We start from the raw sequence: 24858 nt of genomic DNA, 5'->3' as shown, positions 1-24858 counted from the left end.
GCGGTGAGCCACCTTCACAGCCGCCACGCCGGCGTCAACCGCACCGGGCTGGCGATCGTCGGCCTGATCCTGCTTCTGGCGGGCGCCGCGGCGCTGGCCAAGGGTCTCGGGCTGCTCGGCGCGCGCGGCCAGCCGGTGATCTCCGGCCAGGTCGCCGCGTTCGCGTCCCGCACCGGCTGGTTCTGGCCCGCGGTGGCCGTCGCCGGGCTGGTGGTGGAGCTGCTGGCCCTGCGCTGGCTGCTCATGCAGGCGCGCAGGAACGCCATCCGCCACCTGGATCTGGAGGAGGACCCCGGGCACGGCGCCACCCACCTGTCGGCCAGGGCCGCCGCCGAGGCGGTCGAGGACGACCTCGTCCTGGCCATGCGCGAGGTCCCCGCCATCTCGGAGCGACCGGCCGCGACCGGTGCCGAGCCCGGGCACGGCCCTGCGGACACGCAGGGCGCCGGACGCGGGCACGGCGCCGGACGCGGGCGCCGCGCGCCCGCCGAACGGGTACGGGCCCGCCTCGGGGGGGCGCCCAGCGCGCCCAGCCTGACGCTGGCCGTCGTCCTGCCCGACGAGTCCGACCCGGCCGCGGCCCGCCAGGGCATCCAGAACGCCGTGGCCCGGCTGCGGCGCTCGCTGGAGACCGACCGCCTGCCGGCCACGGTCCGGATGCACACCGTCCGCACCCACCACTGACGCCGCTCCCGGCGATCGCGCCGGCCCGCCCGTCCGGCGGCCGGCGCGATCAGCGGTCCGGCGGCGGCTTCCATCCGGCCACGACCCATCACATCAGCAAGATCTACGCAGGAGGCGTCATGAGCGCGCACACGCGTCAGATGACCCGGACACCGCTGCAGACCGCCGCGCTCGTCATGGGGATCATCTTCCTCGCGGTCGGCATCCTCGGTTTCATTCCCGGCATCACCACCGACTACGGCGCCATGAGGTTCGCCGGGCACAACTCGGGGGCCTACCTGCTGGGGCTGTTCCAGACATCCGTCCTGCACAACATCGTGCACTTGGTCTACGGCGTCGTGGGGCTGGCGCTGGCCCGCGGTTGGACCGGGGCGCGCAACTTCCTGGTCTGGGGCGGCGTCATCTACCTGCTGCTGTGGATCTACGGACTGCTGGTCGGCCACGGGAGCACGGCCAACTTCGTGCCGTTCAACACCGCCGACAACTGGCTGCACTTCCTGCTCGGCATCGTCATGATCGGCCTGGGTGTGGCGCTGTCGCGCGGCGGCGGCCCCCGCAGAGGCCCCTTCTCCGTCTGACCGGCTCGGCGCCACCTCGCGGGAAGGCTCCGCGAGGTGGCGCCGTCACGCCGGCGTCACGCCGCCATGACGTCCCGTGCCTCATGGTGAAGCCACGTCGACTCATCCGCGGAGGGGTCGAAGCAGCGGCCACGAAAGGGGACGGCGACATGAACAGAACCATCCGGAAGGCGTTCGTCGGCGCACTGGGCACCTGTTGCCTGACCGCGACGCTCCAGACGGCGGCGAGCGCGGCCGGCGCCCCGACCACGAACCGGACGGCGCAGTCGGTCAGCTCCCTGAACGACCTGCGCACCGACAACGGGGACCGGGGCAGAAGCAGCCGCAGGGACCGCGACCGCGACCGCGGCAGCGAGAAGAGGACCAGAGAGCGCGAGCGCGAACGCGACAGGAGCAGCAGGGACCGCGACAGAGACCGTGACAGAGATCGCGACCGAGGCAGCGAGAGAAGGATGCGAGAGCGCGACCGGGACCGCGACAGGGACCGCGGCAGCGAGAAGAGAAGCAGAGAGCGGGAGCGGGAGCGCGACAGGAGCAGCAGGGACCGCGACAGGGACCGCGGCAGCGAGAGGAGAACCAGAGAACGCGAGCGCGACCGGGACCGGAGCAGCACCAGGGACCGGGACAGGGACCGGTACTAGCCGCCGGGGACAGGCCGTCGCGTCACCGGAGTGGCCAGGGATGGAACGTGCTCGCGTCCCGTTTCCCGGCCACTCCGCCACGCCGGCGGAGCACCGGGGTTGACCTGGAGCGCGCTCCAGCGTCCAGACTCCTGCACGACGCGCCGGCGCACGGCCGGCCCGCCGAGAGGAGAGCCCGTGAAGTACCGCGCGATCGGCACCGACCCGCGCACGCGCCGCGAGGTCAGCGTGATCAGCCTCGGCGCGATGCTGTTCGGCACGGTCACCGACGAGGCGACGTCCTTCGCCATCCTCGACCGGTATCTGGAGGCCGGCGGCACCTTCATCGACACCTCCGACAACTACGCGTTCTGGGTGAACGGCACCCAGGGCGGCGAGAGCGAGGAACTGCTCGGCCGCTGGCGCCGCGACCGGGGCGTGGGAGACGAGATCGTCATCGCCACCAAGCTCGGCGCGCGGCCCCTGGCCCCCGGCACCACCTTCGGCCCGGACGTCGAGGGGCTGTCCGCCAAGGTGATCAGGGAGTCCGCGGAGCGCAGCAGGGAACGGCTCGGGGTGGACCGCCTGGACCTGCTGTACGCGCACATCGAGGACCCGCGGGTCTCCCTGCGGGAGACCGTCGAGGGGTTCGCCGAACTGGTCGCCGAGGGCGCCGTCGGCCTGCTCGGGGTGAGCAACCACTGGGCCTGGCGGGTGGAGCGCGCCCGGGCCCTGGCGGCGGCGTCCGGGCTGCCCGGCTACGAGGTGCTGCAGTACCACCACAGCTACCTGCGGCACCGCACCGACCTGCCCAGCCTGCGCTCCCCGGACGGAAACCAGGGCGTGACCGGTCCCGACCTGCTCAGTTATCTGCGGGCCGAGCCGGATCTGGCCATGGTCGCCTACTCCCCTCTGCTGAAGGGCGCCTACGTCCGTGACGACCGGCCCCTCGGCGCCGGCCATGACCACGCGGGAACGCCGGCCCGCCTGACCGCCCTGCGCGAGGTGGCGAAGCAGACCGGCGCCACCCCGAACCAGGTGGTGCTCGCCTGGCTGATCGGCGGCGAGATCCCGATGATCCCGCTGGTGGGCGCCTCCTCGGTGGCCCAGCTCGACGAGACCCTCGCCGCCGCGGACCTCGAACTGACCCCGGAACAGCGCGCCAGGCTCGACACCGCCGGCCACTGACCACGCGCCGGCCACCGACCACGCGGGCCGGTCCGAGCGGCCCGCGTCCCGGCGCCCGGCGGGCCGGCCGGTGGGCGACGGACCCTGGTTGAGCCGCCGTGAGGGGGTAGGGGGCGGACATGGACCGACGACTGAACATCAGGCTGATCGTCGCCGTGTGCGCGTTCATAGCCTTCCTGGCCCTCAGTCTCTACGCGGGGATCGCCCAGCTCTGGTGGCTGTTCCTCTGCGGCATCCTGCTCACCATGGTCTCGGTGTCGTACGCCCTGGTGGAGGGCGAGTGGTGGAAGAGCACGCGCGGCGACGACTCCGTCCGCCCCGGCCGTTCCTGAGCGGCGGGTGAGCCCGCGTTTCGCGGCGACCCGGCGGGGACGGCTGGCATGGCGGCGCGCGGATCGGGCATGCTGGAAGCCGCGCGACTGGCGGCAAGGGGATGGCACCGACCATCGGGGAGCCTGCTCGTGGGAGTCGACCGCCTGGGCGCCCACGGCGAGGAGCGACCATGTCCCCGTCCGCCCATGACCACGCCACCCCTGGCCACCGCCCCCCGCCCTCCGGTTCATCCGTTCCCTCTTCTTCCGCGTCCGCTTCTTCCGCGTCAGCGTCCTCCGCGTCGGCGTCCTCCGTGCCCGCCGGCTCCGCCGGAGTTTCCGCGTCGCCGGAGGGGTCCGCGCGCATCCTGGCGGGCGGACCGGTGGCGGAGGCGATCCTCGCCGACGTCGCCGGGCGGGTGTCCGCGCTGAGAGAGCGGGGCGTGACCCCCGCGCTGGCCACGATCCTGGTCGGCGACGACGACGCCAGCGCCGGGTACATCCGCATCAAGCAGCGGCAGGCCGCCGAGCTCGGCTTCACCTCGCCGCACGAGCACCTGCCGGCCACCGCGACCCAGGCCGACCTGCACGCCGCCATCGCCGCCTTCAGCGCCGACCCGGCCGTCCACGGGCTCCTGGTGCAGCACCCCGTGCCGGGGCACCTCGACTACGACCGCGCCCTGCAGTCGATGGACCCCGACAAGGACGTCGACGGCATGCACCCGCTCAACATGGGGCGCCTGGCGCTCGGCATTCCGGGGCCGCTCCCCTGCACTCCCGCCGGCATCGAGGCGCTGCTGGCCCACTACGGCGTCCCGGTCGCCGGCAAGGAGGTCGTCATCCTCGGCCGCGGCGCCACCCTCGGCCGGCCCCTCGCCATGCTGCTCGCCCAGAAGCGCCCGACCGCGAACGCCGCCGTCACCGTCGTGCACACCGGAGTGCCCGACTGGCCGCGCTACACCCTGCGCGCCGACATCCTGATCGCGGCGGCGGGCGTGCCGGGCATCATCACCCCCGAGCACGTCAGGCCGGGTTCGGTGGTGATCGGCGGCGGCGTCCGGTACGCCGGACGCCGGCTGCTGCCCGACGTGGACGAGTCCTGCGAGCGCGTCGCGGGCGCGATCACGCCCCGGGTGGGCGGCGTGGGCCCCACCACCGTCGCGATGCTCTTCCGCAACGCCGTCACCGCCGCCGAGCGCGCCTCGGACGGCCCTCCCCGTTAGTCTCAGGCTTTCGTGGCGCATTTGGCCGAGGTTGATCGTTTACATGAGAAAGACGCCTTGAGCTGGGAGAATAGGACTTGTCCAGGGTCCATCCACACCAGTTCGAGAGGCACTATTCGCGCGCAGTCCATCGCTCCTCGCCCCAAGATCGCCCTGTCTACCGACGGCAAGGGAATCGTCTGCAAGACCAGCGGCCTGCTACTGCGGGTGACCTGGGCAAGGGCCTGTCGCAGGCACTGGAGCGGTGGCGCGCACCATGCTCGCCCTCAATGATCAACCCGTCCGCCGGTGGGAACGGAAACGGCTGCGGCCGGGCGTGTTCTCCACAGCCGGACGCCTGGTCAAGGGCGGCAACTTTCGTTACCCGCCCGCTGCCACTCCGCAGGGGCGATGGAAAAGGGGATGGACGCGATAAGGCTCGTGCACAAGTGCGCACGAGCCCGTCCTATGTTGCCTGATCAGGCGTACAGCAGTTCCGAGGCAGCGATAGCAGCGAACTGGGCCTCTACACGGCCTTCTGCACTCTGGCTTTGAGTCAGTGTCTCGAGAAATTCTGCTGCAGCCTTCAAGAGGTCGTCGGCAACCTCATGTCGACCCCACCGCGTGATGCGGTCGTTGTGAGTCAGGACGAAGACAGCTTCCTTCTCACTGAATGCGGCATCGACATAAGAGGTCAGATCATCGACCGAGGAGAACAACAGCCCATCAGCTGTATCGTGAGGTAGACACACATAAGCCCATACGGCGAAGCCTTGGAAGCTGTCATAGACCTGCGTGAAGAGCATGGTTGTCGCGCCGAGACGGAAGGTGCCGGTCAGAGGTACCTCGTACTTGTGCCAGACGTCCAGGTCCGTCGCACCTACCTGAGGCTTCCAGGGATAGCAGCCCGCCTTAGCTACCGAGTCTAGGTTCATCCGTGTCACCTCCCATCGTCATATACCCGTCAAAACACCCGACGAAGCGTTGCACCACCTCATCGAGCCACGGGATGTCTTGTCGCTCCAGAGGCGCCGCGTTCGGCCACACCACCGAGACATGCGTCTTAGGTTCCCGGCACGCCGATACCTCTCGCACCGTTTCCGGAGGATCGCCTGTGACTCTTCCCGGTGTGTGCAGGACCGCGAACCCCAGTTCTCTCAGCCTGCCCGCTGTTGTGTACCTTACCCCAGCCCGGCGAAGAGCACGAGCTTCTTTACTGCTCCTGGGGTTCACGTAGTGTGAGGCATCCTCTATGGTCAGCCTACCTGTGAGCAGGGACACATCCCGCTCACCCGGTCGCTCCGGAGCATCCCTGAAGACCGGTATACGGAATGTCTGCTGGGTGAGCGTCAGGCCATCGGGGATACAAGACTCTGGAGAGGGGCCTGCCAGGCACGCCTTCGCCTCCAGCTCCGGATCACAGGACATGACAGCAAAGCGTACACAGATCAGTGCATAGCGTCAGCGCTTTGCCTAGAGTTCCTGATCCACCCTAAGGCGTCCCGGTCGCTGGCGGAGCGCGCCTCGGACGGCCCTGCGCGTTAGCAGGCGGGCCATCACAACGGACGGCTCTCCGCGGCGGCGGAGGGCCGGGCCGGTGCCTCTCGCCGTAATCGGGGGACGGCGTCAGGGCACCGGCGGGAACGGCCGTCGCGCTATCGGCGAAGCCACCGCCGGACCCGTGCGGGCCTCACATCCGGGCTCGCAGCACGTCGATCTCGCAGCCCGGCAGAGACGGGTCGAAGCCGTTCTCGACCAGCCAGCGGATCGCCAGCAGGCTTCGCAACGACCACCACGCACGGACCACGTCGAGGTCGACGCCGGTGCCGTAGCCGGCGACGACGTCGCCAAGGTGCTCCTCGTGTCCGAGCGTCAGGACGGCGAGGTCGTACAGGGCGTCGCCCGGCGCCGCCTCGGACCAGTCGATCACGCCGGTGACCTCGTCACCGTCGACGAACACGTGGCCGACCTGCAGGTCGCCGTGAATGAACGCCGGTGTCCACGGCCGAAGCGCGGCCTCGGCGACCCGGCGGTTCTGCGTGACCAGGTCGGCGGGAAGGACGCCGTTCCCGACGAGCCACGCGCATTCGCCGTCGAGGCGCGATGCGATGTCGTCGAGTGACCGGCCGGGCCAGGGCGGCAGCGGCGCCTCGTGCAGCAGCCGTGTGGCGGCGCCCGCCGCGGCCCACGCCCCCGGCGACGCGGTCGACGGCTCGCCGAGGACGCCGAGTGCCGTGCCGGGCAGGGCGGCGAGCGCCAGCACGGGCGGCTTGCGCCACAGCACCTCCGGAGTCGGGATCGGCACCATGGCCATCGCCTCGACCTCGACGTCGGTGCGCGTCTGGTCGACGTCGACCTTCAGGAACACATCACCGACGCGCAGGGTCGCCCGCTCCTTATGGGCGACGACGACCTCGATCCCCTCCATGCCGGCCATTATCGGGAGATGATCAACCATGTCACAACGGGTTTACCGCCTGCCACGGCTGACCAGGTCTCCCCGGCCGGCGGTCTCGTGCGCGACCCCGGCCGCCGACGGGCCGGACCTTCTCTCGGCCGAGAGCCGGCGCGCACAGAAAGCTCTTCCGGACTCTGGATGGTACGGCGGCGCGCCGGGTCAGCGTGACAGGCGGTCGAGCCATTCGGCGAGCAGGGTCCGCTCGCCGGGAGTGAGCCGGGGGTCGTCCGGGGCGAGGGCCGCCTGCAGCGCCACGGCCCGGCCGGCGACCCCGGCCCCGCCGCCGTCGCCCGGCGGGTCGGTGGTGATCGCGCTCAGGACGGCCTCCCTGGAGAGGGTGGACAGCTCAGGGTCGCGCGCGCCGGGGTCGGTGGCGATCAGGGCGAGCGTGACGCCGACGCTGGCGGCGTGGACCATCCGCGCCGCCCGGTCCACCGGGAGCCGCAGCCGCCCGGCGGCGGCGATGCGCCCGATCAGCCCGGCGAGGATCCTCTCGGACTCGCGCGCGGCCGGGGAGCCGGCCCCCGGCCGCGCGTCGCCGTACATCAGCACGTAGAAGGCGGGCCGAGAGAGCCCGAAGTCCACATGCAGGTCCCAGCCGCGGCGCAGGTCGGCGACGGGGTCGCCGGAGCGTCCCTGGGCCCGCTTGGCCGACAGGTACTCCTCGAAGCCGTAGGAGGCGACGGCCGCCAGCAGTCCGTCCTTGTCGCCGAACAGGCGGTAAAGCGTGGGCGCCTGGACGCCGGCGGCGGCGCCGACCGCGCGGGTGGAGACCGCCTCCCTGCCCCCTTGGGTCAGCAGGTCGGCGGCGGCGCGCAGGATGCGCTCTCGGGTGCTCGGCGTCTCGACGGACATAGAACAAAGTTAACAGACCACCGGTAGCGCCGCTAAGTTAGCAGTGATACCTTTACTCCGTTAGCAACGGAAAGAAGCGGACGATTGGACACCGCAATGCGTACGCGCACTCTCGGCACCACCGGACCGGCCGTCTCCGAGCTGGGCCTCGGACTGATGGGCATGTCCGACCTGTACGGGCCGGCCGACGAGGCCGAGTCGATCGCCACCATCCACGCCGCGCTCGACGCCGGCATCACCCTGATGGACACCGGCGACTTCTACGGCATGGGGCACAACGAGATGCTGCTCCGCGACGCGCTCAAGGGGCGGGCCCGCGAGCAGGTCGTCATCAGCGTCAAGTTCGGCGCCCTGCGCGACCCCGACGGCGGCTGGAGCGGCAACGACGGCCGCCCGCAGGCCGTGAAGAACTTCCTGGCCTACACCCTGCGCCGCCTCGGCACCGACCACGTCGACGTCTACCGTCCCGCCCGGCTGGACCCGGACGTCCCCGTCGAGGAGACGGTCGGAGCCATCGCCGAGATGGTGAAGGCCGGTCATGTGCGGCACATCGGCCTGTCGGAGGTGGGCGCCGAGACCCTGCGGCGCGCCCATGCCGTACACCCGATCTCCGACCTGCAGATCGAGTACTCCCTGCTGTCGCGGGGCATCGAACGGGACATCCTGCCGGCCGCGCGCGAGCTCGGCATCGGCGTCACCGCCTACGGCGTGCTGTCCAGGGGGCTGCTGAGCGGGCACTGGAGCCCCGGCCGGGCGCTCGGCGCGGGCGACTTCCGCGGCATGAGCCCGCGCTTCCAGCAGGAGAACCTCCAGCGCAACCTCGACCTGGTGGAGGCGCTGCGCCGCGTCGCCGAGGCCAAGGGGGCGAGCGTCGCGCAGCTCGCCCTGGCCTGGGTCGCCGCCCAGGGCGAGGACATCATCCCGCTCGTCGGCGCCCGCCGCCGCGACCGGCTGGCGGAGTCGCTGGCCGCCGCAGACCTGGCGCTGACCCCGCAGGATCTCGCGGACATCGAGCGGGCCGTCCCCGCCGGGGCCGCCGCCGGCGACCGGTACGCCACGGCCCAGATGAGCCACCTCGACAGCGAGGCCCCGGGCAACGGGTCCTGATCGCCCGAAGGGCTCCGGCGTACTTCAGAGGTCGGCGAAGCCGGGGGTGCGGGCCTTGATGCGTCGACGGCTTCCGACCCTGAGCGGTCGCGGCGCCGGTGGAGATCATCGGGCGCACACCCCCGGCTCGTCAGTGGAAGAGCTTGAGACCGACGACCCCGGCGAGCACGAGCAGCAAGGACAGCACCCGCATCCCGTTCGCCGGCTCACCGAGGAAGAGCATCCCGAAGATCGCCGTACCCGCGGCGCCGATGCCCACCCAGATCGCGTAGCCGGTGCCGACCGGAACGGTGCGCAAGGCGTAGCCCAAGCCGATCATGCTGAGCACCAGGGCGACGACGAAGACCGACGAGGGGAGCGGACGGGTGAAGCCGGCGGACCTGCCGAGCGCCACGGCCCACACCGCTTCCAGAACACCCGAGACGACCAGCACCAACCACGACATGATGACCGAGCCCTTCGACACGGTCGTCTTCGCAGGCCGGGTACGACACGCCCTCGTCCGGGACGCCGCTGGTGCGGCATCGGCCTCCACGCTACCCAGCACCACCGGCCAGGCCAAACACGGCGCGGACACCGGTCACCACCACCGGAGGAGTCCCGACCCGCATTGATCCGAGGCCGGCATCCCCGCGCCGCACGCCTCGACGTGCGTCTCTCAGTCGGTGGCTCTCTCGGTCGGCGCGTCTCTCAGTCGGCGCGTCTCTCAGTCGGCGCGTCTCTCAGTCGGCGCGTCTCTCAGTCGCGTGAAGGCGCGAGTACGGCGAGCAGTTCCTCGACGAGCGCCTGGTCGAGCGGCTCGCGGGTGGCCAGGACGCGGTACCAGAGCGTCCCGAAGACGATGTCCATGATCGTGCTCGTCGACAGCCCCGGCACCGGGCCGGGCTCGCCGCGGGCGCGGGCGCGGCCGAGCACGACGCCGAGCGCGTCGCGGCGGCGCTGGAGGAACGCGGTGCGGAACCGCTCGCCGAACTCCGGGTCGATCTGCGCCTCGGCCATCAGAGCGCACAGCATGTCCCTGACCTGCGGCGTGTCGCCCAGGGCGAAGGTCGCGGTGAGAAAGGCCCGCAGGTCGCCCTCGTAGGTGCCGGTGTCGGTGAGCGGGATGTGCAGTTCGCTCTTCTGGGCGAGGGCGTCGAACAGCACGTCGGCCTTGGTCTTCCACCAGCGGTAGATCGTCTGCTTGCCGCAGCCGGCCCGCGCGGCGATGCCCTCGACGGTCAGTCCGGCGTACCCGGCCTCGGTGAAGATCTGGAACGCGGCCGCCAGGATCGCGCGCCGGCTGTCCTCGCTGCGCTTGCGACCCGGCCTGGCGCGGCCTGCGGCGTGGTCGGGACCGGGATTGTCGTTCATCGTGAACCGATGTTAGCGTAAATAACGAGACGCAACGGTTCGAAATGAGGGGTCATCATGAACGAGCACACCGCGCTGGTCGTCGGCGGCACGTCGGGCATCGGCCTGGCCACCGCCCGGCGGCTGCGCGCCATGGGCGCCCGGGTGCACGTCGCCGGGCGCGACAAGGCGAGGCTGGACGCGGTCGCGGCGAGCGATCCCGAGCTGGTCCGCCACCGCGCCGACGGCGGCGACGCGGGCGAGATCGGCGCCGTGGCCGAGGCCGTCGGCGCCATCGACTGGCTGGTCGTGAGCCTCAGCGGCGGCGAGGGGGCCGGGCCGATCGCCGAGCTGGACCTGTCGGCGCTGCGCCGGGCCTTCGACGCCAAGCTCTTCGGGCACCTCACCACGGTGCAGGCCGTCCTGCCCCGCCTGGCGCCCACCGGGTCGATCACTCTGATCGGCGCGATCTCGGCCCGCGCCGCCATCCCGGGCACCGCAGGCCTCGCCGCCGTCAACGGGGCCGTCGAGGCCGTGGTCAAGCCGCTGGCCGTGGAACTGGCGCCGATCCGGGTCAACGCGGTCTCGCCCGGACTGGTCGACACCCCCTGGTGGAGCGCCCTGCCCGACGACGCGCGGGAGGCCTACTTCGCGCAGTCCGCGCGGGCGCTGCCGACCGGACGGATCGCCACGGCCGACGACGTCGCCGAGGCCGTCGTGCTGGCGGCCACCAACCGCAACATCACCGGCACCGTGATCGAGGCCGACGGCGGCGCCCGCCTGGTGTCGCTGGGCTGACCCGGGGCCTTCGGGAGGACCGGCGAGACGAAGAAGACCCCGCCGGTCGCCCGGCGGGGTCTTCTCACGAGTGCGAACCGGTGTGCGGGTCGCCTCTCGGCGAAAGGCTCAACGCGGCTCCAGCCGAACGGTAATCCGCGAAGGCAATAGGTGAGGCCCGGGGACACCGGACACACCGGTCACGATTCATGTAACCGCGATCCGCCGGCGGTCATTCCCCGCCGGCCGAGAAATTCTCGGACGCTTCCGCGAGCCTCCGCCGCCGGGGACGGCGCGGCGTGGCCGCCCTCCGCGCCGTCCCGGGGCCCGGCGGGCGACCCCGATGCCGGTCAGCCGACGGCGGGCACGGCGATGCCGTCAGCGGGCGGCGGCGATCGCGCCGCGCTCAGCGGACGGCGGTGACCGCCATGCCTTCAGCGGGCGGCGACGCTGGAGATGAGGGCGCGAGGGTCGGCGGCGCCGGCGAGCACGCCGTCCGGGCGCACGTCGATCAGGTGCGCGTGCCCGAAGGACCCGCCGTACGGCAGCGGCCGCACCTCGTGGCCCCGCTGGCGCAGCCCCTGCGACCAGGGCTCACCTTCCTCGACGTCCAGGGACGCCTCGTCCGGCGTGCTCCAGGCGTCGAAGCCGGTGAGGCCGGGCCCGAGCCGCCACCGGGGGGCGGCGACGGCCTCTCCGGGCGCCTGCCCGGCGGCCAGCAGGCGGGTGAGCACCTGCAGCAGGATCTGCGGCTGGGAGTCGCCTCCCATCGTCCCCGCGACGGTGCGCAGCGAGCCGTCCGGCCGGGTGACCAGGACGGGGGCGAGGGTGTGCGGCGGGCGGCGCCCGGGACCGTACTCGGCCGGGTGGCCGGGGACCAGGGAGAAGCCGAGGCCCCGGTTGTGCAGGTTGATCCCGGTCGCCGGCTCGAAGAGCATGCTGCCGAAGCCCGCGGCGTTCGACTGGATGAGCGAGACGCCCATGCCGTCGGCGTCCACGGCGCACAGATAGGTGGTGTCGCCCGGCGCGACCAGGTCGCGCAGCCGCGCCCGGCGGCCGGAGTCGATGCCCGCGCGCCGCGCGTCCGCCGAGGCCAGCACCTCCTTCATCGGCGCGCCCTCGAACAGCACGTCGGGACGGTCGTGCCCGGCGGCCCTGGCCGCCTCGGCGAGCAGGTGGGCCCACAGGGGGTCGGCAGGGTCGGCGGGCAGGTCGAGCCCGTCGGCGATGGCCAGCGCCAGCAGCACCAGATAGCCCTGCGAGTTCGGCGGGACGGTCCACACGTCGTGCCCGTAGGCCCGGGCGCGCAGCGGCTCCACCCAGCCGGCGTTCACCCGGGCCAGATCGTCGTCGCTGTACTCCCCCGCGGCCGACCCGCCCACCGCGCCGTCGCGGCCGAGGGCGAGCAGACCCCGGCCGAACTCGCCGAGGTAGAAGCCGTCCCGCCCGCCGTCGGCCAGCGCCCGCAGCGCCCGGGCGACGCCGGGCCGCCGGACCAGGTCGCCCGGCTCCAGCGGGCCGCCGACGCCCGGCAGCACGCCCGCCGCCGGGGCGAGCGCCGGCGATGCGGGGAAGCCCTCCTCGGCGTACCGGGCGGCGGGAGCGAGCAGGTCGGCGAACGGCAGCCGCCCGTAGCGGGCGTGCAGGGCGAGCCAGCCGTCGGCGCAGCCGGGCACCGGGACCGATCGGATGTCGTGCTGGAACGGCATCCGGTCATGCCCCTCGGCGCGCAGCCGCACGGGGTCGGCGCCCGACCCGGCGCGGCCGGAGGCGTTCAGCGCCTCGGGCGCGCCGTCGCCGTCGTGGACGAGGGCGAACAGGTCGCCGCCGAGCCCGCAGGCGTGCGGGGCCGTGACGGCGAGCACGGCGTTGGCCGCGATCGCGGCGTCCGCCGCCGAGCCGCCCCGGTCGAGCGCGGCCAGCCCCGCCCCGGACGCCAGGTGATCGATGGTGCATACCATCCCAGACACCGCAAAGCGGGTAGACATCATGCCGGAACTGTACGACCCCTCGAATCCATGATCCAGCCCGCCGTCCCCCAAGAAACGGTCACATCATTCGCTATCCCTCCAAGACACGCTATGACCGGCGCGCTCGGCTTGGCGGAAGGCTCCGGGCTCTGCTGTCGTGATCGGGGGGTTTCCATGTTGCGAGTCATCGGCGCCGGCTTCGGCCGGACGGGCACAATGACGCTGAGAACGGCGCTGTGCGCGCTCGGCTTCGGGCCGTGCTACCACTTCACCGAGGTGTTCGCCCACCCTGAGCACCTGCGTCACTGGGCCGCGGCGGCGCACGGCCGGCCCGGGGCCTGGCGCGTGCCGCTGGAGGGGTACGCGGCCACCGCCGACTGGCCGGGCGTGACGTTCTGGCGCGAGCTGGCCGAGGCGTACCCGCGGGCCAAGGTGATCCTCACCACCAGGGACGCCGGCGACTGGTACGAGTCGATGCGCACCACCGTGTTCGCGGCCATCAACGGGGCCTTCCCCGAGACGGCCGAGCGGTTCCGCGCGTTCGAGGCGGCCGACCAGCTCGCCGACTTCCGGGAGGCCGGCCTGATCGGCCGCTCCTTCGAGGGGCGCATCGACGACCGCGACCACGTCATCGGGTGTTACGAGCGGCACAACGAGGACGTCCGGCGCACGGTGCCCGCCGGACGGCTGCTGGACTTCCGCGTGGAGCAGGGCTGGGAGCCGCTGTGCGCGTTCCTCGGCGTCCCGGTGCCCGATCGGCCGTTCCCGCGCTCGAACGCCCGCGAGGACTTCCGCGCCACCGTCCTGACCGACCCCCCGCCCTGACCGACCCTCCGCCCTGACCGACTCCCCACCCTGACCGCTCACCGTCAGTGGTGGTGGGTGGCGTCGGGGTGGCGGGGGTCGGCGGGGTGCTCGTAGCCGGGGTGCAGGCGGACCTTCTCCGCGTAACGGCGCTCCAGCCATTCGGCGAAGAACCGCTCGGCCGCGACCGCGGTCAGCTCGGCCGCGACGGCCTGCCTGACCGCCTCGTACGGCCGCCGCCCGCCCGGCTCGACACGGTCCACCCGCAGCGTCCACGGCCCGCCGGGGCCGTCGACCGGGCCGACGGTCTCGCCCTCCCGCGCGGAGAAGATCGCGAGCTCCAGCGGTCCCGCCAGCTCGCCGCGCCGCACCGGGCCGAACGGCGACACGCGCCCGCCCTCCACCCGGCTGACGTGGCGCGTCTCGGGGACGGTGAAGCGGTCGAGGTTGCGCTCGTAGTAGCCGCGGACCTCCTCCTCCGGCGCCCGCACCCCGGCGGTGACCGCGTCGCGCAGCGCCCGCGCGAGCGGCATCGCGACCGTCACGGCCGCGACCACGCCCCCGGTGCGCAGCGCGGCCGACAGCGTCAGCGCCGGCGCGGGCGCGGGCCGGGTCCCCGGGCCGTCGCCGGCCTCGGCGACGCCGAGCGCGGCGGCCTCCTGCTCGATCAGCGCCTCGGTGACCAGCACCTGGACCAGCCAGCGGCGCAGGTTGCGTCCCTCGGCGCTGTGCGGGCGCGGCAGGCGCGAGGCCAGCGGCCCCGCGCGCAGTTCGGCCTCGCGCGCGTCGACGTGCGCGACCGGGACGACCCGCTCCCCCACCCGCGCGGCGACCGTCGCCGCGCGGGCCGTGACGGCGCCGCCCATTACGCCTCGACCTCGACGCGCACGGCCTCGGTGTAGTGGAGCCGGCCGGCGCAGGCGATCTTGACGACGGCCCACCAGTGGCCGGGGCGCGCGCCGGGCGGGGCCTGGAGGTCGAAGCGGACCCGCGCCTCGCCGCGGGCGGGGACGACCACGCCGGTGTTCCACTCGGGGACCAGCTCGAAGGTGTGCCAGGGGCTGATGAGCTGGGCCCGCGCCGACACCTCCGTCCGGGCCGCGGAGCGCACGACCACCTCGGCCGCGCCGGCGCCGCCGGGGACCAGCCGCACGACCGGCGTCTCCAGCGTCACCTCGAGCGCGGCGTCCTCAGCCTCGCCGACGCGCAGCCGGGCCACGTCCTGGTACTCCTGCCCGCCGTGGGCGACGCGGGCGCCCAGCCAGTACTCGCCCGGCTCGGCGTCGCCCGGAGGCGTCACCCGCACGGTGAAGACGGCGTGCCCGCCGGGCGGGAGCGCGTACGGCCGCTCGGCCGGCTCGCAGGCCCACCCTTCGGGGGCGACGAGGGTGACGACGCCGGACGCCTCGCCCTCGGTCAGCCCCGAGGCGACCGACACCTCCAGCTCGACCGGCCCCGCGACCGCCGCACCGGCCGCGGCGAGGTGGACCGCCACGGGCACGTTGCCGACGGGCGCGGGGCCGGTGTTGTCGAGCCAGTAGCGGGTGTAGACGGGCTGGTAGGGCTCCGCCTCCGGCCCGAGCGCGACGCCCGGCCCCCCGGCGGCCTCCCCGGCGGCGTCTCCCGCGGCGAGGGGGGCGGTGAGGGTGGCGATCTCCATCGGCGCCAGAGGGAAGGCGGCCGGGTCCAGCTCGGCCGAAGGACGTTCGAGCAGGTCGGCGCGGTGGACGTCCGCCAGGGGCAGGGCGGTGGTCACGCGTGCGGTGACGTGGTCGCCCTGCGCCTCGTACAGGCGCAGGGTGACGCCCTCGGGCCGCCCGCCCGCCGGGCGTCCGGAGGCCAGCGGGTTGCCGGCCGCCTTCAGGGCCGCGAGCACGACCTTGCCGGCCGGCTCGACCGACAGCAGCGACGTCGTCGCGGGCAGTTCGCCGTCGTGCGCGGGTGCGGAGAGGGCGGCCAGCGGATGGTTGACGTCGTGGCCACGGCCGACCAGCCCTGCCCTGCGCCAGTCGCCCGCCCCGGTGACCAGCGAGTACTCGAAGGAGTGCGTCCAGTGCTGGAGCTGGAAGTTCGTCCCGTCGGGGGCGGTGCGCCGGGGCGGGTCGATCCACACCCCGGACGGCCAGCCGGTGCACGAGCGCAGCAGCGACAGGTGCAGCGCGCCGCTCGCGTCGACGGCGAAGCCGGGGATGCCGCGGTTGACCACGCCGATGGTGTAGTCGTCCAGCGCCGGCTCGGTGAGGACGGTCAGCTCGGCGGGCTGGGTGACCTCGATGACCGCGTCGTCCAGGTCGGCGGCGAGCTCCTCGGCCGCGCCGTCGCCGGCGACGATGAGCACCGGGAGCGCGCGCGGGCCGGTGAGGTCGGCGCTCGGCACCCAGACCTTCTCCAGCGGCTCGGCCGCGGGGACCCAGACACGCGCCCGCCCGCCGGCGGCCAGCCGCCGGCGCAGCAACTCGGCGTACCCGGGGGCGGCGGCCTCCAGAACCCGCGCGACGAACGGGTTCTCCTCCGGTGTGCCGAGCGCGACGCGGACGTCGGGAAGGTTGGAGTCGACGCCGAGGTCGCCGTAGCGGGGGCCGGTGGCACGGGAGCAGGTGGCGGTGACGCCCTTGCGGACCAGCGCCACGGCCACCTCGCGCGGCTCACCGCCGATGATCTCGGCGATGCCGATGGCCCGCTCGCCGACCATGGCGCCGTCCTCGCCGCGCAGCGCGACCCGGGCGGTGGAGGACAGCGCGAACCAGCCGCCCGCGGGGTTGTCCAGCGTCCAGGGGTGCTCGCCGGAGTCGACGTCGATGAGGCCGAAGCCGCGGCCGACCACGGCGTCGCCGACCTCGCTGACCGGCAGCGCGCCGGGCACGCGGGCGGGCCAGCGCAGCCGGACGAGCTGGTCGGCGCCCTCCCACTCGTCCAGGTGGGTGACGCAGTCGACGCGGTCCAGGCCGTGCCACAGGGTGATCACCTGGGTGTAGGCGGCGGGGCCGACGCGGCCGGTGACGGTGACGCGCTCGGCCAGGGCGCACGTCTCGACGAGGACCGACGTCGCCGGACGTGCGGCCGAGCCGGTGGCGGTTCCCTTGGGCACCAGGTGCCAGGGGCCTTCGTGGAACTCGGGATGCGCGGAGTACTCGTCGTGGACGACCAGCTCGTTGCCGACCCTGCCGGGCTGGAGCAGCTCGCGGTCGCGGGCGACGTCGTAGAACCGCGACACGCAGCCGCCGCGCGCCGGGTCCACCTCGACCAGGTGGAAGCCGTTGGCGATGGCGGCGCCCTCGCGGGCGGCCCAGCCGGCCGGGGCGGCCTCGGCGACCGGCTCGGCCCGCAGGGTACGGCAGCCGAGTGAGGGCACGTCGCGGGCGAGCACGACGACGTCGACGGCCAGCAGGCTGCCGTCCTCGTGCCGCTCGGGGTTCTCCAGCAGGACCGGCAGCTCACCGGTCTCGGGGTCGGTGACGCGGACGCCGTGCGCGCCCGGCGCGGGCAGCGCGAGCCGTACGCGGACCAGGTCGGTGCGCGCCCAGGACGAGGGGTTCCACACGACCACGGCCGTGCCCTCGCCGCGGGTGTCCACGCGGGCGGTCAGCTCGCCGAGCGAGGCGGCGAGCACGTCGCGGCCCAGGTCGTGGGCCTCGCGCCAGCCGGTGAGCAGGTCCAGGTACACCTGGTCGGACTCCGAGCCGGTGATCGCGTCGTGGTGGGCGCCGTAGACGAGCTGCCGCCACGCCTTGTCCAGGGCGGCGTGCGGGTAGCGGGCCCCGGTGGTCGCGGCGGCGAGCGTGGCGAACTTCTCGGCGTCGCCGACCAGCGACTCGGCCGCGCGCTGGGCCTGCTTGGTGTCGATGAAGGAGACGTCCTTGCCGGTGTAGACCGGGTTCATGTCCCGGGTCTGCGGCGAGACCTCGGTCAGCGAGTCGCGGACGGCGGCAAAAAACTCCTTGGGCAGCCCGACGACGAACCTCGGCGAGACATATCGGGCGTTCCAGTCGCGGTGGATCGCGGTCACCCACTTGTTGGGCGGGGTGTAGTCGCTGCCGATGGGCAGCAGCAAGTTGCGCGTGGCCGCGACCTTCCTCAGCCGGACGAACAGCTCGTACACCGCCTCCTCGGCGGCGGCGAGGTCGGCGGCCGAGTCCATCCACCAGCCGGCGCTGTAGTGCGCGGGCATGTAGTGGGTGAGCACGCCCTTGCCGGACGGCGACAGCCACTCGAACTCGGCGGGGAACTGCATGGTGTCCGGGTCGCCCCAGCCGTCGCGCTCGCGGTCGCGGCCGGTGAGCATCGGCCCCCACTGGTGGTACGGCCCGCGCGCCCAGGAGCTGGAGGTGAGCCCGGCCTCGGCGATCAGTCCGGGGAACTGCGGGTCGTGGCCGAACACGTCGAGCTGCCAGGCCGTGGCCGGGTCACCTCCGACGACGTCGCGCTGGAAGCCCACGCCGTAGACGATGTTGCGGATCGTCGACTCGGCCGAGGTGAGGTTGGTGTTGGGCTCGTTGTAGGTGCCGCCCATCAGCTCGACGCGGCCCTCGGCGAGCAGCCGGCGCAGGTGCCCGCGGTCCTCGGGGTGAGCGTCCCAGTAGGGCTTGAGGTAGTCGACCTCGGCCAGCACGAACTTGAAGTCCGGGTCGCGGCGCGCGGTGTCCAGGTACTCGCGCATCAGGTCGAACCCGGCCTTCTGCCCGTCCCACCGGAACTCCTGGGAGACCGGGCCCGCCTGGTCCCAGGAGGTGGTGTAGGCGGCCTGGGTGTTCCACCAGACCGGGTCATAGTGGAAGTGCGGCACCATCCACACCGTCCAGCCGGACTCGGCCACCACCAGCTCGCCCGTCGCGACGGCGCCCCCGCCGGACCCGTCCCCGGCGAGGACGTCACCGTGCGCGACATCGCCGGCCGCGCCGGAGACCGTGACCTCGATCGGGACGCGCGTGCCGGGCGCGGCGTCCGCGGACACCGCCACCTCGGCCGGACGGCCCGCCGTGCGGGCGCCGCCGGCGACGCCGGGCCCGGTGACGCGGACCTCGATCTCACCCGGTGGTCCGTCGACGTGGACGCGGACGACCTGCCCCGCCTCGACGAAGAGCTCGGTGGATTCGACGCTGGTGATACGCAAGGGTCAACCCTTCACTGATCCGGCGAAGCTGAACGAACCGGCGAGATACTTGTTCACGGCGACGTAGAGGACGACGGCCGGAGCGGTGTAGATGATCGAGAACGCGGCGAGCTGCCCGTAGGCGACCTGGCCGTACTGCGAGAAGAAGGTGTAGATCGTCACGGCCGCCGGCTGCTTCTCCGGGGTGTCCAGCAGGACGAAGGGAACGAAGAAGTTCCCCCACTGGCCGACGAAGACGAAGATCGCCACGACCGCGACGCCGGGCGCCATGAGCGGCCCGACGACGCGGGCGAGCGACTGCACCCACCCGGCCCCGTCGACCCAGGCGGCCTCCTCCAGGCTGATCGGCACGCTGTCCATGAAGTTCTTCATCATCCAGATGGCGAACGGCAGCGCGCTGGCCGTCAGGAACAACACCATGGCGGGGACCGACCCGTACAGGTTGAACCGGAAGAACATGCTGTACACCGGGACCATGATCGCCGTGACCGGCAGGCCGGTGGTGAACAGCAGCGTCAGCATGAAGTGCCGCTTGAAGCGCAGCTTGTACCGCGAGAGCGGATAGGCCGCCAGGCCCGAGACCAGCACGGTCAGCAGCGCGGTGGCGCCGGAGATGACGATCGAGTTGAGCACCGGCAGGTAGATGGTCTCCCAGGTCAGCACCTCGGAGAAGTTCCGCAGCGAGAACGCAAGGCTCGGCTCGGCGGTGAGGTTCGCCTCCGGCTGCACCGAGGCGAGCAGCACCCACAGGAACGGGCCGACGAAGGCGAGGGTGATCACCAGGAGTGACAGCAGCGCCGCGGTGCGGGCGGCCACGCGGGTCATGGGCGCGCCTCCCCGGCTCGCGTGCCGGCGCCGGGCAACGCGCGGGCGGCCGGCATCCGGCGGTCCAGCTCGCGGGCGCTGCCGACGATCACCCTAGGGTCCTGATCGAACGCGCGGGGCGCCATCACGCGTCCGCCTTGATCAGGCGCAGGTACACCAGGGAGAACACCGCGCCGATGACGAGCATGACCAGGGCCATCGCGCTGCCGTACCCGATCTCGAAGTAGCGGAAGGCCTGCTCGTACATGTACAGCGGCGTCGTCTGGCTGGCCGTCCCCGGTCCGCCGCCCGTGAGGGCGTAGATGAGGCCGAAGCTCGCCAGCGTCTGCAGCGTGATGAGCATGAGGTTGGACATGATCGAGCGGCGGATCAGCGGCAGCGTGATGTGCACCAGCCTGCTCCAGTTGCTCGCCCCGTCCACCGCGGCGGCCTCCAGCAGGTCGGCGGGGACGTCCGACAGCGCCGCGGAGTACACCAGCATCGAGAACGCCGTGCCCCGCCAGATGTTGGCCAGGATGATCGCGATCATCGGCGCCGTGAACAGCCAGTCCTGCGAGAGCCCGAGGACGCCGAGCAGCTCGTTCAGCGTGCCCTCCTCCGACAGGAAGGAGTACCAGCACGCCGCGGCGACCACCTCGGGCACCACCCAGGCCGCGATCACCACGCCGTTCACCACGCTGCGGACGGCCCGGCCGCGCCCCCGCTGGAGCAGCGCGATGATCAGGCCGAGGGTGTTCTGCCCGACGACGGCCGAGCCGATCACGAAGACGAACGTGAGCAGGAAGGAGTTGCGGAAGTCCTCGTCGCCGAACATCTTCACGAAGTTGGCGAAGCCGACGAACCGCGAGTTCACCGACGCGGCGCCGGTCAGCGTCTCGTTGGTGAAGGCGATGTAGACGCTCCACAGGATGGGCCCGGCCATGAAGACCACCAGCAGCAGCAGCGCGGGCAGCAGCGGGAGCAGCCGGCGAAGGTTCCCGCCGGCCGGCCGGTCCGGCTCCCTCCGGTCGAGGGAGCCGGGCGGCCGTGACGAGGTCACGGTGGCGGCGGTCATGAGCCGGCGAGCACCTTGTCGGGTCCGCCGACGACGGCGGGCAGCGCGTCGGCGTACTCCTTGGCCGCGGCCTCGGGGGTCTTGGAGCCGGTGGTCATGGCCTCCATGGCCTTCTGCACCTCGGCCGAGACCTTCGGGTACACCTCGTACGCCGGGCGGTAGTGGGTGACCGAGGCGAGGTCGGTCCAGAACTTCACCGCGGGGTTGCCGGCCGTGTAGGAGGGGTCGGCGGCGACGTCCTTGCGGGGGGCGAGGTCACCGGAGCCCACCGAGTAGGTCAGCGTGTTCTTCTTGCCGGTCACCACGCTGATGAAGTCGAAGGCGTCCTTCTTGTCCTTGGCGTAGGAGCTCATCGCCATGACCCAGCCGCCGGACATGCTGACCGCGCCGGGGGCCTCGCCGTTCTGCGTCGGCATGGGCGTCCAGCCGATCTTCTCGGTCCACTGCGGCCACGGCTTGCTGCCGGTCGGCTTCCACGCCGAGGACACCCACGCGCCGTCCAGGTCGATGCCGAGCTTGGCGTTCGGGAACCACTCCATGGTGACCTTGTCGTAGAGCTTGGTGCTGAACGCGTCGGCCTGCTTCGGGCCGAGGTTCTCCCGGTAGATCGTGTTGATGAAGCCGAGCGAGTCGGTGATGCCCTTGCCGGTGGCCACCCACTTCTTCTGCGTGTCGTCGTACAGGGTGCCGCCGGGGGTGCCGTAGAGCAGCATCTCGAAGCCCTGCATCGTGGCGGCCTCGCCGTGCGGCTTGGTCGAGTACATGCTGAACGGGATCGCCTCCGGCGCCTTCTGCTTGATGGCGCGGGCCGCGCTCAGCACGTCCGCCCAGGTCTTGGGCTCCCACGGCACCGGCAGGCCCGCCTTGGCGAACACGTCCTTGCTGTACCACAGGCCGCGGGTGTCGGTGCTGATCGGCACCCCGTAGATCTTGCCGTCGGGGCCCTTGGCGGCCTGCTGGACCGCCTCGGAGTACTGGGTGCTCCAGTCGGGCCACGACTTCAGGTAGTCGTCGAGCGGGGCCAGCTTCCCTGCGGCGACGTCGGCGTTGACCTGGAAGGTGTCGTGCAGGTAGACGTCGGGCGCGGAGTCGGCCGAGCGGTTCAGCAGGGCGAGCTTGGTGTAGTACACCTCGTTGTTGCCCTGCACCGCGGTCAGCTTGATCGTCACGCCCGTGTGCGCGGCCTCGTAGTCGGCCTTGGCCTGCTTGAGCACCTTGTCCATGTAGGGCCAGGTGGGTTCCATCTTGTACAGGACCTCGATCTCCTTGGCCCCGTTCGCGCCCTGGCCGCCGGCCTTGTCACCGCCGCCGCACGCACCGGCCGTGGCGGCGACCACGACCGCCAGTGTCGAGGCAACCATCGCTCGTCTCATCGGACTCCTTCTCCGGCCTGGCGGCCGACCATGAGGTCGCGGGCGCGGGGCCCCGATCCCCGCGCCAGGAGCGTCCGGTCGACACGTGTTTCGGCCGTGTTTCCCTGGGTGACGAGTAGTTAAATCTTTTTGATTTACTAAGTCAACGGTCTGTGCGATATTGCCCGGAAGAGATCCAGGACGCCAGGAGCAGCGCATGCAGATGGGCACCAACCTGCCGAGGGTGGGCAGCTACAACCGCGCCGTCGTCCTGGAGGCGATCCAGGTCTCCGACGGCATCAGCCGCGTCCAGATCGCCGAGCGCAGCGGGCTGACCGCGCAGACCGTCTCGGTCATCGTGCGCAGGCTGCTGGAGGACGGGCTGGTCGTCGAGGACGGCTCGCTGCCCTCCAGCGGCGGCAAGCCGCGCACCATCCTGCGGGTGGACCCGGGCGCCGGGTACGCCGTCGGCATCCACTTCGACCCCGGCGAGCTGTCCTACGTCCTCGCCGACCTGGCCGGTCAGCCGGTCACCATGCGGCGCGAGGCCGTGCCCCCCGGCCTCGCGCCCGACACGGTGATCCGTCAGATGGCCCGCACGGCCCGCGACATGCTGAGCCGCGCGGGGGTGCCCGACGACAAGGTGCTCGGCATCGGCCTGGCCTGCCCGGGCCCGCTGGACGCCGACGGCGTGATGAACTTCCCGCCCCGTCTGACCGGCTGGGACCACGTGCCCATCAGGCGGCTGCTGGAAGAGCACACCGGCTTCCCGGTGACCTTCGACAACGACGCCGCGGCGGCCGCCATCGGCGAGCGGTGGGCCGGTTCGGCCCGCTCGACCCCGAGCTTCGCCTACCTGTACCTCGGCACCGGCATCGGCGGCGGCCTGTTCCTGGACAACCAGATCTACCGCGGCAGCTCGCTGAACGCCGCCGAGTTCGGCCACATCACGGTGATGCCCGACGGGCCCGACTGCTACTGCGGCAACCGCGGCTGCATCGAGGCCTTATGCTGCCCCGGCGCCATCGAGGCCACCGTCCGCACCCGCCTCGCCCAAGGCGAACAGAGCATCCTCACCGAGGTCACTGAGAACGCCGCCCCTGAGAACGGCCTTGCCCCGACCCCTGGCAACACCTCCGCCCCAGCTCGTGAGAACGCCCACGCCCCGGCCGTCGCGGATCGTGAACGGTCTCCGGTCTTCCCTGCCCCCGACCACGCCGCCATCTGCGCGGCCGCCGCGGCGGGCGATGCGCTCGCTCTGAGCGTCATCCGCGAGGTGGGCGAGCGGCTCGCCGCCGCCGCGGTGAGCCTGGTCAACGTGCTGGACATCGACCTGCTCGTGCTCGGCGGGCCCGCCATGCACGACATCGGCCACATCTACCACCAGGCCATCGCGGCCGCCGTGGCCACCCGGCCGCTGGCCCGGCGGCTGCACCAGGTGCAGGTGGTCACCTCCCCCATCGCCGCCGACGCCGCGGCGATCGGCGCCGCCTCCCTGGTCTTCCACGCCACCTACGCCCCCCGCCTGGGCGCGCTGCTGACTCCGTGACACACTCATCGCTTGACGTCACCGCGCCGGACGCGCCGGGCCGGCGGTGCCGTCCTTCGCCCGCCGGGCCCGTGCCAGGCGCCCTTCGCCCGACCTGCTGAACGACGAGGAGCCCATGACTTCGTACGTGCTGGCCGCCGACATCGGCGGCACCAAGCTGGCCGCGGCCCTGGTCGGCAAGGACGGGACGGTGCTGCGCGGCCGCGAGGTGCCGACCCCGGCCGCGCCGCCCGGCCACCCCGGCGTGGTGAGCGACGCCCTGATCGGGCTGCTGCGCGAGGTCGCCGGCGAGGTGCCGCCCGTGGCCGTGGGCGTGGCCTCCGCCGGCCCGCTTGACCCGCAGGCGGGCACGGTGAGCCCGGTGAACATCCCCGCCTGGCGGCACTTCCCGCTGCTTGCCCGGGTCTCCGACGCCGTGCCCGGGGCGCCGTGCCACCTGTTCGGCGACGCCGTCGCGGCGGCCGCCGGCGAGCACTGGCGCGGCGCGGGGCGCGAATCCAGGGCCATGCTCGGCATCGTCGTCTCCACCGGCATCGGCGGCGGCCTGGTGCTGGACGGACGCCCCTACACCGGGCCGACCGGGAACGCCGGGCACATCGGGCACATCGTGGTGGACCCCGCCGGCGCGCCCTGCCCGTGCGGCGGGACCGGCTGCGTCGAGACGATCGCGAGCGGCCCGTCGATGGTGCGCTGGGCCCGCGAGAACGGCTGGCACGGCGCCGACGCCCGCGAGCTGGCGCGGGCGGCGGGCCAGGGTGAGGCCGTACCCCTGGCCGCCTTCGACCGGGCGGCCGGCGCGCTGGCCACCGCCATCGTCGCGGTCGCCACGGTCTGCGACCTGGACCAGGTCGTCGTGGGCGGCGGCGTCGCCGCGGCCGGCGAGGTCCTGTTCGCCCCGCTCGGCCGCGCCGTCGCCGAACGCACCAGCCTGGAGTTCGTCCGGCGCCTCCGCGTCACCCCCGCCGCCCTCGCCCGCGACGCCGGCCTCATAGGCGCCGCCCGCATGGCCCTGCTGTCCTCCCCTCGAACGACCTGAGCTGACCGGCGGTTCCCGCGCCGATGCCTCTGCGGCGCGGGAATGG

At 72.8% G+C, this 24858-nt stretch carries 22 protein-coding genes and 2 riboswitches; of the genes, 11 read left to right on the top strand and 11 right to left on the bottom strand.

What is annotated here, in order from left to right; all coding sequences use genetic code 11:
* Nucleotides 1-3 precede the first annotated feature (3 nt).
* From ACFQSB_RS03075 to ACFQSB_RS03050, 6 genes are all read left to right on the top strand, one after another.
* Nucleotides 4-684 carry a hypothetical protein gene (locus tag ACFQSB_RS03075; RefSeq protein ID WP_380824112.1) on the top strand — a complete coding sequence of 227 codons (681 nt, stop codon included), beginning with the start codon at nucleotides 4-6 and terminating at the stop codon, nucleotides 682-684.
* A 119-nt stretch (nucleotides 685-803) separates the two neighbouring features.
* Nucleotides 804-1262 (top strand): DUF4383 domain-containing protein, encoded by a 459-nt coding sequence (locus ACFQSB_RS03070; protein ID WP_354851293.1) that lies wholly within the window; start codon nucleotides 804-806, stop codon nucleotides 1260-1262.
* Nucleotides 1263-1411: 149 nt separating this feature from the next.
* Nucleotides 1412-1903 carry a hypothetical protein gene (locus ACFQSB_RS03065; RefSeq protein WP_380824111.1) on the top strand — a complete coding sequence of 164 codons (492 nt, stop codon included), beginning with the start codon at nucleotides 1412-1414 and terminating at the stop codon, nucleotides 1901-1903.
* A gap of 177 nt (nucleotides 1904-2080) precedes the next feature.
* Entirely contained in the window at nucleotides 2081-3070 is a 990-nt protein-coding gene (locus ACFQSB_RS03060; RefSeq protein ID WP_380824110.1) for an aldo/keto reductase, read from the top strand.
* Between the two features lie 119 nt (nucleotides 3071-3189).
* Nucleotides 3190-3402, top strand: coding sequence for a hypothetical protein (locus tag ACFQSB_RS03055; RefSeq protein WP_354851280.1), 213 nt, complete (start codon nucleotides 3190-3192; stop codon nucleotides 3400-3402).
* A 73-nt stretch (nucleotides 3403-3475) separates the two neighbouring features.
* A riboswitch (ZMP/ZTP riboswitch) is annotated at nucleotides 3476-3559 on the top strand.
* Between the two features lie 205 nt (nucleotides 3560-3764).
* Entirely contained in the window at nucleotides 3765-4604 is an 840-nt protein-coding gene (locus ACFQSB_RS03050; protein WP_380824109.1) for a bifunctional 5,10-methylenetetrahydrofolate dehydrogenase/5,10-methenyltetrahydrofolate cyclohydrolase, read from the top strand.
* A 458-nt stretch (nucleotides 4605-5062) separates the two neighbouring features.
* Here the strand turns inward: ACFQSB_RS03050 and ACFQSB_RS03045 are convergent, their stop codons facing one another.
* The 3 genes from ACFQSB_RS03045 to ACFQSB_RS03035 form a co-directional block, all read right to left on the bottom strand.
* The gene (locus tag ACFQSB_RS03045; protein ID WP_380824108.1) at nucleotides 5063-5518 is read right to left on the bottom strand and encodes a hypothetical protein; all 456 of its coding nucleotides are present in this window, start codon (nucleotides 5516-5518) and stop codon (nucleotides 5063-5065) included.
* 755 nt (nucleotides 5519-6273) lie between these two features.
* Nucleotides 6274-7011: a phosphotransferase gene (locus ACFQSB_RS03040; protein ID WP_380824107.1), complete on the bottom strand. Its 738-nt coding sequence runs from the start codon at nucleotides 7009-7011 to the stop codon at nucleotides 6274-6276.
* 189 nt (nucleotides 7012-7200) lie between these two features.
* Nucleotides 7201-7896, bottom strand: a complete 696-nt coding sequence (locus tag ACFQSB_RS03035) for a TetR/AcrR family transcriptional regulator (RefSeq protein WP_380824106.1) — start codon at nucleotides 7894-7896, stop codon at nucleotides 7201-7203.
* 96 nt (nucleotides 7897-7992) lie between these two features.
* Here ACFQSB_RS03035 and ACFQSB_RS03030 point away from each other — a divergent pair, with 96 nt between their 5' ends.
* The gene (locus ACFQSB_RS03030; protein WP_380824105.1) at nucleotides 7993-9003 is read left to right on the top strand and encodes an aldo/keto reductase; all 1011 of its coding nucleotides are present in this window, start codon (nucleotides 7993-7995) and stop codon (nucleotides 9001-9003) included.
* 130 nt (nucleotides 9004-9133) lie between these two features.
* On the opposite strand, the gene ACFQSB_RS03025 is transcribed toward ACFQSB_RS03030, so the two are convergent.
* Nucleotides 9134-9448 carry a DMT family transporter gene (locus ACFQSB_RS03025; protein WP_380824104.1) on the bottom strand — a complete coding sequence of 105 codons (315 nt, stop codon included), beginning with the start codon at nucleotides 9446-9448 and terminating at the stop codon, nucleotides 9134-9136.
* A 17-nt stretch (nucleotides 9449-9465) separates the two neighbouring features.
* Nucleotides 9466-9531: riboswitch (guanidine-III (ykkC-III) riboswitch) on the bottom strand.
* A gap of 210 nt (nucleotides 9532-9741) precedes the next feature.
* Nucleotides 9742-10356 carry a TetR/AcrR family transcriptional regulator gene (locus ACFQSB_RS03020; protein WP_380824103.1) on the bottom strand — a complete coding sequence of 205 codons (615 nt, stop codon included), beginning with the start codon at nucleotides 10354-10356 and terminating at the stop codon, nucleotides 9742-9744.
* 57 nt (nucleotides 10357-10413) lie between these two features.
* Here ACFQSB_RS03020 and ACFQSB_RS03015 point away from each other — a divergent pair, with 57 nt between their 5' ends.
* The gene (locus ACFQSB_RS03015; RefSeq protein WP_380824102.1) at nucleotides 10414-11133 is read left to right on the top strand and encodes an SDR family oxidoreductase; all 720 of its coding nucleotides are present in this window, start codon (nucleotides 10414-10416) and stop codon (nucleotides 11131-11133) included.
* Nucleotides 11134-11546: 413 nt separating this feature from the next.
* Here the strand turns inward: ACFQSB_RS03015 and ACFQSB_RS03010 are convergent, their stop codons facing one another.
* Nucleotides 11547-13073: a gamma-glutamyltransferase family protein gene (locus ACFQSB_RS03010; RefSeq protein WP_380824510.1), complete on the bottom strand. Its 1527-nt coding sequence runs from the start codon at nucleotides 13071-13073 to the stop codon at nucleotides 11547-11549.
* A 183-nt stretch (nucleotides 13074-13256) separates the two neighbouring features.
* Here ACFQSB_RS03010 and ACFQSB_RS03005 point away from each other — a divergent pair, with 183 nt between their 5' ends.
* Nucleotides 13257-13907, top strand: coding sequence for a sulfotransferase family protein (locus ACFQSB_RS03005; protein WP_380824101.1), 651 nt, complete (start codon nucleotides 13257-13259; stop codon nucleotides 13905-13907).
* 44 nt (nucleotides 13908-13951) lie between these two features.
* On the opposite strand, the gene ACFQSB_RS03000 is transcribed toward ACFQSB_RS03005, so the two are convergent.
* From ACFQSB_RS03000 to ACFQSB_RS02980, 5 genes are all read right to left on the bottom strand, one after another.
* Nucleotides 13952-14752: a DUF7158 domain-containing protein gene (locus ACFQSB_RS03000; protein ID WP_380824100.1), complete on the bottom strand. Its 801-nt coding sequence runs from the start codon at nucleotides 14750-14752 to the stop codon at nucleotides 13952-13954.
* Nucleotides 14752-18996, bottom strand: coding sequence for a glycoside hydrolase family 38 N-terminal domain-containing protein (locus ACFQSB_RS02995; protein WP_380824099.1), 4245 nt, complete (start codon nucleotides 18994-18996; stop codon nucleotides 14752-14754). Before ACFQSB_RS02995 ends, ACFQSB_RS03000 begins: the two co-directional genes overlap by 1 nt.
* A gap of 3 nt (nucleotides 18997-18999) precedes the next feature.
* Nucleotides 19000-19821, bottom strand: a complete 822-nt coding sequence (locus ACFQSB_RS02990; RefSeq protein WP_380824098.1) for a carbohydrate ABC transporter permease — start codon at nucleotides 19819-19821, stop codon at nucleotides 19000-19002.
* 124 nt (nucleotides 19822-19945) lie between these two features.
* A complete protein-coding gene (locus tag ACFQSB_RS02985) occupies nucleotides 19946-20875 on the bottom strand; it encodes a carbohydrate ABC transporter permease (RefSeq protein WP_380824097.1) in 930 nt (309 codons plus the stop codon).
* Nucleotides 20872-22236, bottom strand: coding sequence for an extracellular solute-binding protein (locus tag ACFQSB_RS02980; RefSeq protein ID WP_380824096.1), 1365 nt, complete (start codon nucleotides 22234-22236; stop codon nucleotides 20872-20874). The genes ACFQSB_RS02985 and ACFQSB_RS02980 overlap by 4 nt, the downstream gene beginning before the upstream one ends.
* Before the next feature lie 208 nt (nucleotides 22237-22444).
* Here ACFQSB_RS02980 and ACFQSB_RS02975 point away from each other — a divergent pair, with 208 nt between their 5' ends.
* Nucleotides 22445-23776: an ROK family transcriptional regulator gene (locus tag ACFQSB_RS02975; protein ID WP_380824095.1), complete on the top strand. Its 1332-nt coding sequence runs from the start codon at nucleotides 22445-22447 to the stop codon at nucleotides 23774-23776.
* Between the two features lie 115 nt (nucleotides 23777-23891).
* Complete coding sequence (locus tag ACFQSB_RS02970; protein ID WP_380824094.1) at nucleotides 23892-24812, top strand: ROK family protein; 921 nt, start codon at nucleotides 23892-23894, stop codon at nucleotides 24810-24812.
* The last annotated feature ends 46 nt before the right edge of the window (nucleotides 24813-24858 follow it).

The sequence above is a fragment of the Sphaerisporangium rhizosphaerae genome, from assembly GCF_042665155.1.
Lineage (GTDB): Bacteria > Actinomycetota > Actinomycetes > Streptosporangiales > Streptosporangiaceae > Sphaerisporangium > Sphaerisporangium rhizosphaerae.
This window is presented reverse-complemented; position numbering and strand designations above follow the sequence as displayed.